Origin of the sequence: Singulisphaera sp. GP187, from assembly GCF_900129635.1 — a bacterium.
Taxonomy (GTDB): Bacteria; Planctomycetota; Planctomycetia; order Isosphaerales; family Isosphaeraceae; genus Singulisphaera.
This window is the reverse complement of sequence record NZ_FSRB01000003.1, coordinates 461,380-474,384: the sequence shown is the minus strand read 5'-3', so window position 1 is coordinate 474,384 and position 13,005 is coordinate 461,380. Positions and strand designations below refer to the sequence as shown.

General features: G+C 62.5%; 9 protein-coding genes. 6 read left to right on the top strand and 3 right to left on the bottom strand.

From position 1 onward, the window contains the following. Positions 1-318 precede the first annotated feature (318 nt). From BUS42_RS37940 to BUS42_RS37925, 4 genes are all read left to right on the top strand, one after another. Entirely contained in the window at positions 319-747 is a 429-nt protein-coding gene (locus BUS42_RS37940) for an RrF2 family transcriptional regulator (protein WP_074316488.1), read from the top strand. A 56-nt stretch (positions 748-803) separates the two neighbouring features. Then, on the top strand, positions 804-1,340 hold the full coding sequence (locus BUS42_RS37935) for a c-type heme family protein (RefSeq protein ID WP_074316487.1): 537 nt from the start codon (positions 804-806) through the stop codon (positions 1,338-1,340). 1,247 nt (positions 1,341-2,587) lie between these two features. Continuing rightward, entirely contained in the window at positions 2,588-2,881 is a 294-nt protein-coding gene (locus BUS42_RS37930; protein ID WP_074316485.1) for a hypothetical protein, read from the top strand. Between the two features lie 310 nt (positions 2,882-3,191). After that, the gene (locus BUS42_RS37925; protein WP_254054074.1) at positions 3,192-4,436 is read left to right on the top strand and encodes a diadenylate cyclase; all 1,245 of its coding nucleotides are present in this window, start codon (positions 3,192-3,194) and stop codon (positions 4,434-4,436) included. A 15-nt stretch (positions 4,437-4,451) separates the two neighbouring features. Here the strand turns inward: BUS42_RS37925 and BUS42_RS37920 are convergent, their stop codons facing one another. Next, positions 4,452-7,391, bottom strand: coding sequence for a M1 family aminopeptidase (locus BUS42_RS37920; RefSeq protein WP_074316482.1), 2,940 nt, complete (start codon positions 7,389-7,391; stop codon positions 4,452-4,454). Between the two features lie 233 nt (positions 7,392-7,624). Continuing rightward, positions 7,625-8,905: a beta-ketoacyl-[acyl-carrier-protein] synthase family protein gene (locus BUS42_RS37915; RefSeq protein ID WP_074316479.1), complete on the bottom strand. Its 1,281-nt coding sequence runs from the start codon at positions 8,903-8,905 to the stop codon at positions 7,625-7,627. A gap of 637 nt (positions 8,906-9,542) precedes the next feature. Between BUS42_RS37915 and BUS42_RS37910 the strand changes: the two genes are divergently transcribed. Continuing rightward, positions 9,543-10,739 carry a pyridoxal phosphate-dependent aminotransferase gene (locus BUS42_RS37910; RefSeq protein WP_074316477.1) on the top strand — a complete coding sequence of 399 codons (1,197 nt, stop codon included), beginning with the start codon at positions 9,543-9,545 and terminating at the stop codon, positions 10,737-10,739. Between the two features lie 182 nt (positions 10,740-10,921). Beyond that, positions 10,922-12,076: a hypothetical protein gene (locus BUS42_RS37905; RefSeq protein ID WP_074316475.1), complete on the top strand. Its 1,155-nt coding sequence runs from the start codon at positions 10,922-10,924 to the stop codon at positions 12,074-12,076. Positions 12,077-12,281: 205 nt separating this feature from the next. Here BUS42_RS37905 and BUS42_RS37900 read toward each other — a convergent pair whose 3' ends face one another. Beyond that, positions 12,282-12,860: an RNA polymerase sigma factor gene (locus tag BUS42_RS37900; RefSeq protein WP_074316473.1), complete on the bottom strand. Its 579-nt coding sequence runs from the start codon at positions 12,858-12,860 to the stop codon at positions 12,282-12,284. Positions 12,861-13,005 lie beyond the last annotated feature (145 nt).

The window sequence follows — 13,005 nt, the reverse complement described above, 5'->3', positions numbered from 1 at the left end:
GGCCGTCGAGCCATCATACAACCGGATCGTCCGGCGTCGACGACTTGTCGAAGTCGCCTTAAATCGTCAAAAAGCTGACGCCGGCCTGACTGCGCCTACCACTTCGGTTCAGCCCTCTTAAATAGGGAGTGCGGACGCCCCATGCCCCCACTTGCTCCCATACGCAGGCTCGATTCTGAGCCTCGGAAAACCACTCCCCAAAACGGGTGATTTTACAACGTGTGCGGTCTCGGAACGAATCACTATCTTGAATTACCCGTCAATTCCTGTATTCTTGGTGCAGGAATACCGCAATCGATCGGGCCGGGGATCGGGTGGATGAAACTCGCGCTTCATACGGACTATGCCTTGAGGACGTTGCTCTACCTGGCCACGGAACGGGGGCGATCGACGGTGGGGGAACTGGCAGCGTTTTACGGGATCTCTGCCAATCACCTGGGGAAGGTGGTGCACCAGTTGGGCCGGCTGGGTTACGTGCGAAACGTCCGCGGCCCTGGGGGCGGGATCGAGTTGATGCGCGAGGCGACGGGAATCTCGGTCGGCGAGGTGGTGCGCGACTTCGAGGGGCGAAACATTCACCTGCTCGAGTGTGTGGATCGGCCGGGTGTCTGCGTGATTCAGCCCGGCTGCGCCTTGCGAGGCGTGCTGGCCGAGGCGGAACGGCGGCAGATGGACTATCTGGATGGAGTGACCTTGGAGTCGCTCCGGCCGGTGACGGGTGGGATCGTGACGTTGAAGGGTCCGTGACACCCGCGTGTCACGATTCGTGCGGCAAGTCTCAAGAGAACGCAAGGGGAGAACTGATGCAGAAGGGTATGAAAAGCGGTCGACTGTATTGCGTCGTTTGCCTGGTGGCCTCCTTGGCGGCCGCGGCGCTCGTCGCGGTCTTGGTCTCGGGCACGAATCTGCGGGCCGATGAGGCCGGGAAAGATCCGGCCGTGACCCGAGCTCGTGACCAGGTCAAGATGCTCGATTCGCTCTACAAGACGGCCGTAGTTTCGGTCACCAAGCGGTACGATGAGGGGCCGCCCGCCATCAAGGTCGCCATGGATGTCTTCGGCGCGATGGATAAGGAGGGATGGCACAAAGCCAAGCTTGTCGATGCCTCTGGGGCTCCTCAGAACGAGGCGAACCTGCCGAAGACCGACTTCGAGAAACGCGCCGCCAAGGCCATGCAAGCGGGCAAGCCGTACTACGAAGAGATTGCCGGCCAAGGGGAGAAGCGGACGCTCTACGCCGCGACGATCGTCCCGGCCGTGCTGAAGCGCTGCGCATCCTGTCATGGGGCCAAGGAAGGTGAACTGCTTGGGTTCATTCGGTATGAAGTCCCCGTTAAATGAATTAGTGGTGAATCAATCAATCGTGATTGCGACAGGAGGCCCAATGTGGGCCTCCTTTTTTTTAAAGACGCGACCAATCGAATCGAGCAATCCTCGGCTCCGCATCCGGAGAGCGCTGGCTTCAAAGTTGGCGACGACCCTGAGGCAAGAATCATCGGAGAGTTGAGAAGCGAATCCGTCGGGACTCGGATTGAATCTCGGGTGAGCATGGAACCTCAACGCGCCGTCTTGCTCCGTGCTGGTCCAGCCGATTACCGTGGTGCGGTGTGCTCAACCTCCAAGACGGAACCGCCCTGGATTTGAGTGATGATTGGAACACAGCATCCCGTGATAAAATGCTTCGTCCGGGCGGGACATCATGGATGCGATCGTCCGTGGATTGGAGGTCGAGTCAATCCTCGGTGGAATCGAGGCGTCGAGGGATGTCGTGTTGACGCCGGCCGTTCACGTGTACGTGCGACCTGATGCAACTCGGCTTCGCCAATGACAATAAGGATTCCGTGGATCTTTTCGAGACAGGAGCAAGGATACCGGGATCGAGCTTCTCCCGCGAATTTCGACCTCAAGGGCAGACAGACGGCCCGGTTTCCTTGCGACAGACTCATCTTTTCTCCGAATGGATTTGCACGTCAATATTAGCGATTGCTGGACTTGCTAATCCGACTCGCACGTTATTAGAATCAATCCACCGATTCGGCAGGAGCGAATTCCCAAGGTCGTAGGTTCGTTACGGCGGGACCGGGACTGCTCCACGGATCGGCGAGCTTTGCTCATACGGGCGAGAGGGAACTCGACAGGGCGTATGGTTCATGGGTTTTGGTAGAACGCATCGTTATGACATCGATCGCTTTGGTCCTGGGCGTTGTTGAAGCACGAGTCGCGGTCTCTGAAACGGAGTTTGGCGAGGGAGTTGAACCCCTCCCTTGTCCTGGTCGCCGTTCTTGCTTACATTCATTTCGTCGAGTGGTCTTCGCTCGTGGCCCGTCCTCTCCGTGGCCATCGCTGCTCAACCGATTCGATCACCGATGCCGCGACCAGTCACCGGTGGTGTCCGTTGCAGCGCTTCGTTTCGTTGCCGACCCTTTGCTCCGCCTCGCGCGGCGGGTTGCATAGGACCGTCCGATGAGCCGGTTCGGATCGCCTGATCCCCGACACTGGCTGCGTCCGGCTTGAGGTTTCGCCGTCGACACGATCAAGTTACGCATTGATGGACCGCGATTGATAACTGCGCCCAGGGAGATCGTGCCATGCTCTATACAACCACGTCGTCGGACGACCAAGTCGACCGGATCCGGCTCTTCCCCAGCCCTGAGGCTGCCATCGAAGCCGTGGCGCACCCGGTTCGCGCGGTCCATGGGGTGGCCGTGATCCTCGATCGCGGGGATCACCGGTTGATCCCACTTTGGACCGACCCGCAAGTCTTCGACTCGGCCTGGACGGCCCCCGCCGAACTGCTGGCAGACCGGTCGATCATCGCCCGATGTCCCATCCCCGCTCCGCTGTTCGTACACGACCTGGACGTGTTGGCCAAAGCCATTTAGCGGTCGGCTCATCGGGCACGATCGAGACTCCAGAGACGCGTGGGCCCTGGGGACCCCCCCCTGCACTTTCGGCTTCCTCCGCCGAATCGACCGCCCCTCGCCACCACACTTGACGCGTTCTTTCGATCGGACGTCGGCGCGATCGATTCTCCGCCCGCGATCCCACGGGGCTTGAGTTTCCTGGTACGGGGTCCTCTATAATTCAGAGACGAGCCGACGAGACCGGGTTGAATCGACAGCGGCCCACCGGGTGTCGATCAGGATCGAAGCTCGGAGTGAGATCAATGGATCTTGGCCGTTGGAGTCCCGCTTGACCACCTTCGACTGGTCCATCCTCCGCTCAGCGTTGGTGACCGATGCCACGGAGGTCGTCGACATCCTGGTGGCCTCAGTTCTGATCTACGGCGTGCTTCGCTTGCTGCGAACGCCCGCGAACCGAATGCCGTTGCTAGGCGCAGTCATCTTGGTGGGCATCTATTTCGTGGCCCGCGTCTTTGGGCTCTTTTTAACCGAAATGCTCCTGCGGACCGCGGGCCTGGCGCTTTTCGTCGTTTTCGCGATCGCCTTTCAAGAGGACATTCGTCGCGCCATTCTGCGCTGGCGGCACTGGCGTCCGTTTCAAGCGCTGAACCGATCGCGGCACCCGAGCGACGACGTCGAACCGCTCGTCGACCTCGCTTTCCAGAGCGCCGAGCAACGGATCGGTGTGCTGATCGTGCTCCAGGGACATGAGACGTTGGAGCACTGTGTGAACGGAGGGATCGAGCTGCTTGCCCCGATCAAGACGAGCTTGATGCAGAGCATTTTCGATCCTCATTCCCCGGGGCACGACGGCGCAATCGTGATTCGGGATGGCCAAATCGTGCGGATCTGCGCCCAGCTTCCGCTCTCGGAAAACATCGATGACGGGAAGTGGCGTGGCACGAGACATAGCGCCGGTCTCGGACTGTCGGAGCGAACCGACGCCTTGATTTTGATCGTCTCCGAGGAGCGGGGGATTGTTAGCCTCGCGCAGAATGGGCGGCTGGTCGAGATCGCGTCGGCCGCTGACTTGACGCTTCGCCTCGGTTCGTTCCTCGCGGAGCATTGTCCGGCAACCCACCGGCCCCGGTTGGCCAAGCGCCTTTTTCAGCATTCCGGACTGAAGGTCGCATCGTTGGCGATCGCCGCGCTGGGCTGGTTCCTGTTCGCGCGCCAGGGGGATACGATCGAACAGACGTTCGTCGTGCCGATCGAGTACCGGAACATTCCCACGAACCTTTGCTTGGAGGATCGCCCCCCCGCGGAGGCGCGATTGACGCTGTCCGGCCCTGACCCGGCGTTCGCGCTCCTGTCGCCCAGCTCGTTGCGCGTTCGCGTCGAACTGGGTGGGTATGACTCGGGCGCCGTGGATGCTCACCTGACGGAACAGGATTGTGTCCACCCACCCGACCTCAGCGTCTATCGGATCGAGCCGAGTGTCCTTCACTTTCGCCTGATCCCCTGTCGAACCCGACCGGGCGAGAAGGTGGCGGCCCTCATTGCCGTGGAGGATCCAACTTCAGGGGCCGAGTGACAGGGTGGCGGAAGATCAAAAGACCTGATTCAGCCCAAACCAGATCACGGGGCCGTGGCCGGTGCCGACTCCGACGGGTTGGGCGATGTCGACACGGAGACTGGCGCGTTCGAGGAAGGCGAAGAGGATGGTGTCGACCCGGATGCCGACGCCGACGCCGTGGACGACGGGGTTCCACTCACCGCGGAGGTACGACTGGCCGACGTCGTAGAAGACCGCTCCCAGCAGGTTGCGGACGCTGAGGATGTGGTCCGCAAGGTCCTGGTCGATGTCGCGCCAGATCGGGAATCGCCACTCGAAGGTGGAGAGCCAGACGGAGCTGCCGACGTCCTGGCTCAGGTCGAGTGCGCGGAGGCGACGGCCGCCGCCGAGGCGGAACAAGGGGACGGTGTCGGGACCGCCGTAGCCGCCGTAGAGGCGGACGGCGATTCGACTCTTGGAGGGCTCGCCCGACCAGGTTGGGATTGGGCGGACGATCCCGACTTCGCCGGCGATCCGCACGTAGGTTGCCGCCGAGCCGAACGAGCGGTCGCCGTACTCGGCCGTGGCGTCGATCTCGAAGCCCTGGACCGGATCCCAGTAGGGGAAGAGCGTACTCAGGCGGTAGCGGCCCCCCACGGCGTTGAGATTGCCGTTGACCGGCCGGCCGTCGTCTCCTTGCCAGAACTCGTTGCCGGTGCCGAAGTAGAGCTCCGCAAACCCTTGGTCGTCGATCAGGAAGCTGGACGTCTCCAGGAACCGGTACCGCAAGAAGGCACGGCCGCCCGAGTGCCGCTTGTCGTTGTAGAAGTTGTAGAGCCCTTCCTCGTAGAAGACGCCCAGCGACCAGTGGGGCCAGGGGAACTGCATCAAGGCGAACTGGCCGCCGAAGATCGCTTCGCGGAGCGCGGGCTCGGCCCCTGCCCAGACGGTCGCCTGCCAGCGATTCACGCGCTGGGCGCCGATTTTGAAACCGCCGCGGGCGTACTGGTCGATGAACGGCCCGGCGACGATCGAGGTCCGGTCATAGGATTGAAACTGGGACGATTCGTCGAGCGGCGTCATGAACGGGGTGAACCGCCAGGCGATCTCCGGCTTCCAGCGGTTGTTGTCCGGGACCGCGTCGAGCAGCGCGTGGTCGGGATCCACGATCACCTGCGACGGTGAGGAGGGAGCCTGGACCGTCACGACCCAGCGGTCCTCCTTGGGAGCGTGGGCGACGTGGCCGCCTGGGATGTCGTAGCTCCCGCGGTCGGGCCAGATCGGCACCCGAATCTCGTCGGGGCCGCAGCGGCAGAGCACGACCGTCGGCTCGATCATCTCCCCGGTCTGCTTGAGCTCGACCGTCAGGGAGCGCTGGCCGGAATTGTCGGTTGCGGGGGTGTCCTTGACGTGCTCGACGGCCCAATCCGTGTCCTTATGCTCAACGAGCCAACCGTCGAGGAAGCCATTCCAGTCGAAGCTGGGGTCGAATGCCGTCAGCTCGCGCTTCAGGTCGGCGTAGTGGAACGTCTCGAACGCGTACTCGTGGTAAATCTTCCGGAAGAAGGCGAAGAACCGCTCGGTGCCGAGCCGGTTCTTGATCATCTCGATCACCTTGCCGCCACGGTCGTAGGCCAGGCTGAACAAGGCGTTCAGGTTGCCCATCGACTTGATGTCCTGGATCACCGGCCCGTTGTTGCCCCGGGCGCGCCAGCCGTAGTAGCCGGAGAGCCGCAGGTCTTCTCGGCCGATCGTGGGGAGCCAGGTCAGGCCTTTCCCCCAGTGGATCAAGGGGGCGTTCCGGCCATACTTCTCGTCGAGGCGGATCGCCGTGAATGCGTTGACCAGGCCTTCGTCCATGAACGTTTCGGCATATCCGTCGGTGCCGACGACGTTCCAGAACCACTGGTGGCACGTTTCGTGGGTCACGAGGTGGTCGATGTACCGTTCCCCCGAGGAGGGGACCCGCATGACGCGGTCGTCGAGCAGCACCAGGCCCGAGCACTCGTTGCCGTTCCAGCCGAAAAACGAGGGGGCGATCTCGAATTCGTCATCGAAGTAGGGGCCGAACCAGCGCTCGTAAAGTGGGAGGACCTCGGCCGCGTATTCGAGGACTTTCTCGGCGTTGGCCTTGTGCTCGGGCAATGAGACGACCCGTAGGAGCGTCGGGCCGACCTGTTGCTCGCGGACCTCGAACCGATCGGAGCAGACCAGGGCGAAGTCACGCGCCGGGCTGGCCACGATCGTGGAGACTTGCCGGCCGGGCGCACCTGGTTTGCGTTCGCTGATCCGGCCCGAGGAGGCGATCACCTGGCCCTCGGGGGTGTCGAACCGGACGGTGTAGTGGCCAGCCTCCTGGTGCCAGGGCTGGTGCCACGGGACGTAAGGTGTTCGCTCCCAGCCACGGTCGTCGTGGTGCGCGAGGACCGGGTACCAGTTCAAGAGGTAGGTGAGGCCGTGATGGTGTCCCCACCGGCCCCAGATATCGGGGAGCTCGACGTTGAACTCGATCTCGGCGACGACCCCCAGCCCCGGCTCAACCGGCTTCGCCAACGGGACAATCATGACCGTATCGACTTCCGGGTCGAATGCGAACGGGGCCGACTGGCCATCCACCCGGACCCGGCCGACGTTCATCCGCCGTCCGTCGGCGTCCATCGACTCTTCGGGACTGAGCCGGAGCACTTCCAGCGTTTTGGAGAGCGCCGGCCGGTCCTCCTCCTTCATCCGGTAGCGAGGGTAGACGTGAAAGACCAGTTCGCGGGTGGCCACGGCGCTTCGGTTGGTGAAGCGAACCCGCTCACGAGCGGTCACCAGCCTTCGGTCGATATCCAGCCGCGCTTCGATCTCATAGCGTGGCAAGCCGGCCGGAATCGCCAGTCGAGCGCGTTGCGTCGAAGCACGGACCGGAACCTCACCCGCGGCGACGGGGTGGTCAAGCCTTGGGAGCAGTCCGAGGAGCAAGCCAGCAGTCCAGAGCCATCGGAAGCGCATGAGGGGAGGACGCGCTCCTAAGAGATTCGGGGGGGTGAGCGACAACGGGCGGCATGTTAGCCGATCATCGACAATCCGTCATCGCGATTGTCGCGAAACGTTGAGATGCGCAAGATAGTTGGAATGTCGATGGATAGGCGGAACAGGGGCCGAACGCTCCGAAGCGCTTGCCGGGTTTGGGATTTGGGGGTGTGTGAGAAGACGATCTCACGAGACGCCTTCTCACACCGGCTTTAGAAGTGTGACATCACGAGCGATGCGTTCTGGCCACCGAACCCGAAACTGTTGGAGATCGCCAGTCGGAGCGGCATCTCCCGCGCGGTGTTGGGCACGTAGTCGAGGTCGCAATCCGGGTCGGGGGTCGCCTGGTTGATCGTGGGCGGAACGACCCCGCGTTGGAGTGACATGGCCGTCGCGGCGGCCTCGAGTGCGCCTGAGGCACCGATCAAGTGGCCCACCATCGACTTCTGGGAACTCATCGGGATCGAGCCCGCGCGATGGCCGAAGACGCGCTTGACGGCCACGGTCTCCGACAGGTCGTTGAGCCGCGTGCTCGTGCCGTGGGCGTTGATGTAGTCGATGGCGGAGTGGTCGACCCGCGCCTCGCGGAGTGCGGCCGTCATGGCGATGGCCGCCCCCTTCCCCTCCGGCTCGGGGCGGGTGATTCCATAGGCGTCGAACGATGAGCCGTAACCCTTGATCTCCGCGTAGATGGTCGCCCGCCGCCGCTTGGCCCGGGTCAGGCTCTCGAGCATCAGCACGGCCGCCCCTTCGCCGAGGACGAAGCCATCGCGCTCACCGTCGAACGGCCGCGAAACCTCCGCCGGCGAACGTACCGAGGCGCTGACCGTCTTCATCGCGTTATAGGCGACCAGCAATTGCGGGTCGAGCCGACTGTCGCAGCCGCCGGCGAGAATGACGTCGGCATCGCCCCGCGCGATCAAGCGGAACGCCTCGCCGACGGCCTGGGTGCCCGCAGCGCAGGCCGTGACGATCGTGTTGTTCGGCCCCATCGCGTGGTGGAGGATCGAGATGTGCGACGCCGCCATGTTCGGCAAATGCTGGAGGAGCCAGAGCGGGAACATCGACTCCGCCCGCGCCTGGGCGAATTTCCCCATGTCAAACGAGCCGTCGGGGCGGATCGAACGCGCGATCGGTTCGACCAACTCGCCCACGTCCATGGGAGTGATCCCGGTCCCCATGCAAACCCCGAACCGGGAGGGGTCGAGCGTTTTCACGTCCAGGCCGGAATCGGTCACGGCCAGTCCGGCCGCGCCCACCGCAAAGCGGACCGCGCGGCTCATGAGCTTGGCGCTCTTCTTGTGCTCGCCGAGAAACGGCATGACATCGAAGTTCTTGACTTCGCCGGCAATCTTAATCGCCAGCCCGGTCGTGTCGAAACTTTCAATGAAGCTTACGCCCGATCGCCCCTCGACGATCGCCTCGCTGAACTCGCGACGACCGATCCCGTTGGGTGACACAATCCCGATGCCAGTGACCACCACGCGGTGCATGATCTCCCCCACCCCCAATGATTGCCAAGCCATTGGTGCCGAGGACGAAGCGCCCTAGACAAGAACGCCACCCAGTCAACGTTCCCACTCGGTCCGTCCCTTCCGAGCGAAAACACCCGATTTCCTCTGGTCGACGAGCAAACCAACTCACCGGCTCGCAACAATTCGGGACATTGTCGCCCAAATTAATCGCACCGAAGATGATCGACCGCGATACCGATCATTCCCGAGGGTATCCTTCCTGATTTCTCAAGAAACATCCCGCTCAAAACGAATCGCTTACCGGTCTACCTCATCTTATCATTCCGAATTCTTGGCGGGCAAAAGAAATAGCGGATCTAGGGTGAAGTTTGCTGGTTAATCGGAGTTTGTCGACTGCAGGGTTTAGGCGTAAAGATATGGTCTGAAGATGGCGGGAACCCATCCGCGGTTTTTCGTGTCTGGCGCATCGGTTGAGGCGCTCGAGTCAGGGCGTGACGACGCTTCGATTCCGTGATAGGGTGGAAGCAGGATTGATCGAGGAGAGAGCGGTGACCGACCTCTCCTTGCCGGCGGGAACAGTCGAGGCGATGAGCTCTGGTCCCCCGCGCGTTTCAACAGGCACCTATCCGCATTGATTTTCAGGAGTACTGGCGCGATGTCTCTGACACTGGCCGAACGGGTGAGTGCGATTGCCCCCTCGGCAACGCTGGCGATGGCCGGAGCGGCGAAGCGATTGAAGGCCGAGGGGGTCGAGGTTTTCGACTTCGCGCTGGGCGAGCCCGATTTCAAAACGCCGGAGAACATTCAAGAGGCGGCCCTGAAGGCGATGCGGTCGGGCCAGACTCACTACACGCCCCCGTCGGGGATCCCCGAGCTTCGCCAGGCGTTGGCCAAGTTGTATTCGGAGACCCGCGGCCTGCCGACTCAGGACGTGCAAGTCGTCGTCTCCAACGGCGCCAAGCACTCGATTCACAATGCCTTGATGGCGGTCTGTGGTCCGGGCGACGAGGTGATCATCCCGGCCCCCTACTGGGTTAGCTACGCCGACCTGGTCAAGTTGACTGGAGCCACGCCCATCGTGCTCCAGACGACCGAGGCCAATGAGTTCAAGCTGACCCCCGAGCAGTTCCTGGCGGCCGTCACTCCGCGAACCAAGCTCCTGATGATCAACAGCCCGTCGAACCCGACCGGGGTGGTCTATACCCGGGCCGAGCTCGAAGCGCTGGCGGACGCGGTGCTGCAATCGGACCAGGTGGGCGTACTCTCCGACGAAATCTATGAACAACTCCTCTATGGCGACGCCGAGGCAACCTGCTTCGCGACGCTCCGGCCGGGTCTGGCCGAGCGGACGATCACGATCTCGGGGGTCAGCAAGACCTACGCGATGACCGGCTGGCGGATCGGCTGGGCGCTTGCCCCGACGCCGGTAGCGAAGTTCATGGGGGACATTCAGAGCCAGGAGACGAGCAACCCCTGCTCGGTCAGCCAGTGGGCCGCGCTCGAGGCGATCACGGGTCCGCAGGATTCGGTCGTCGCGATGAAGTCTCAGTTCACCAAGCGCCGGGCGTATGTGCTCGAGCGGATTGCCGCCTTGCCTGAAGTGACTTGTATTGCTCCCGGGGGGGCGTTCTACGCCTTCATGAACATTTCGGCCCACCTCGGTCGTACACTGGGAGGCAAGCTCATCACCAACGACACCGAATTTTGTTTGACGGCGCTCGCTTCCGCCCACGTCGCGCTGGTGATGGGCTCGGCGTTCGGAGCCGAGGGCTATGCGAGACTGTCGTTTGCGACGGATTTGACCACGCTCGAACGTGGATTCGACGCACTCGAGGCCTTTCTTCGTCAATGAGCAGGTCGGGAGTGGTCGATCCTGGAAGAGGTTCGATTTCGCGACTGAGAATCCGGCTTGTTCGGTGAGGGGGATTGGAGTAATCTTCCCCCTCCCGTCGCAAGGCCTATCTTCCCCAAAGCGCTGCACCCTCGAGAGACTGCCTTGTCGCCGGTCGACGATCCGACCGGAAAGGACTCTGTATGAGGTATGCTCGGCCTGTCACTTTCGCGGCGCTGTTACTCGTCGTCCAATCCGGCTGCCGGACTGCGGGCGTCGATAACCTTGCGCGCCAGGCTCCCGTCGTTGCGAGGCCGCAACTCGAGGCGCGGACTCTCGTCACCGAGCACAACCGCAACGCCGAACGGATCGAGAAGATCTCGGCGAAGCCGTCGCTCTCGGTCAGCAAGGGGCGGCGCCCGATGGGGGCGGCCAACGGCTATCTCGCCCTCGAGCGTCCGCGCAACTTCCGGCTCGAAGTGAGGTCGACGGGCGGCGATGTCGCCGATATCGGTTCGAACGACGAGAAGTTCTGGTACTGGACCAAAGATAACGATCAGAAGGCGATCTTTTACTGCGACTACGACGAGTCGGGTAAGACGCCTCTCTCTCCCGCCGTGCTCCAGCCTGAATGGATTGTCGAGGCGCTTGGGCTTCGCGTCATCACCGAGAATGAAGCCGCAGGCTGTACTGTGACCCGCGGGAAGGACCCTGACACCCTCGTTTTGACCCTCAGCCCGACCCGCGCGGGGGGCGAAACAGTCACTCGGGTCGTCGTCATCTCCGAGTCGACACGCCGGATCAAGGAGCATCGGCTCTTCGCGGGCGACTCGACCCTGATCGCGCGAGCGATCATTGAGGATTACCTCAGCGTTCCTGATGGGAACCACCCTGAAGAGACGGTCTACCTGCCGAAAAAGATGAAGCTCGAGTGGGTCCGCGATCGTCTCAACCTGGAAGTCGCGTTCGCGCAAAGTTCGACCAAGATCAACGAGGAGTTCCCGGCGGACAAGTACGCCGCCCTCTTTGTGGAGGACCCGAGGCAGGGTTACGACCGGATCAACCTGGTTACCCTGTTCGCGGGCGCTCACCCACCCCAGCAGCAAGCACAAGGACCGACCACCCTTCGTGAGACACTTCCCGCCCCGCCGGCAGGCGTGCATTTGAGCGAACCCGTCCCGCTCGGCGTCGACGGAGCGATGCGGACGGAGCGAGACCCGGTGGCTCTGTCGTCGACCCGCGGTTCGCTCAGTGACGAGTTGCTCGGCCCTGCTCTGCCCACCGCCCCGGAACCGAGCTATGCCAAGCCGGAGGCCTCGTCGCGGTGGAGAGCCTCGAGCGTGAGCATGGAACGCTGATCAGCGACCTGAATTGAATCGACAGCCGACCGGGGAGCTGATCGCTCCCTGTCTTTTTGTTGGCTCCAAACGTGAGCTTTCAAAGACAGGGCGCTTGCCCTCCCCGCTTGTTTTTTCAGCGTGAACAGCGCAAAAAAATCGGGGAGCACGCGAAACCGGACGAACGCCTGGTCGCGTGCTCCCCGCATTGTTGTTCAGTTCGCGATCAACCGGTCCGTTGCTCGGCCGTCCGACGCAGACGTTTGCGCGCCTTGGCCAGGATGGGACCGACGGAATTCTCGGGGATACCGAGCTGTTTGCCGATCTGACGATAATTCAGATATTTCAAGTGATAGAGCCGGACGACTTCGGCGTCGCGCTCGGGAAGGGTTTCGAGCATTCGCTCGACCTCCTCCGCGGTGGCGATCGCCTCGGCCTCGCCCGAAGCGTCTTCGTCAACGCTCGACCGATGGGCCTGGATGTGGCCCAGTTCGGCTTCGCGATGGCGCTTGATGACTTCTTTGACGCAAATCCGCCGCGCGACCACGGTCAAGTACGTCGGGAGCGAACTCGCTCCTTTAAAGCGGCGTAACGCGGCATAATCTTCGTCGACGATCTCCAGGAAGATCTCGGCGGCAATATCCTCGATGTCTGCCGGCGAAAGCACGATGCTCCGAGCATGCGACACGTGATGAATCACGTGGTAAATGAGACCCATGTACCGGTCGACGAAATCATTCCACGCCCCGGGTTCTTTCCGGAGGCAGCGATCAATCAACTGTCGGTCGATCTCACGTAAGGGCACGGACGAGCCTCCTCGCACGGAGAGGGCGCATGTCGCGTCCCAAAGAGAGCCACTCTCTCAGGAGAGCAACGCGTTACTGGCAATTTTACCACGTTCCCGCGAGTCGGCAAGCGACAGTCGTCGGATCTCCGCCATCATCCACACT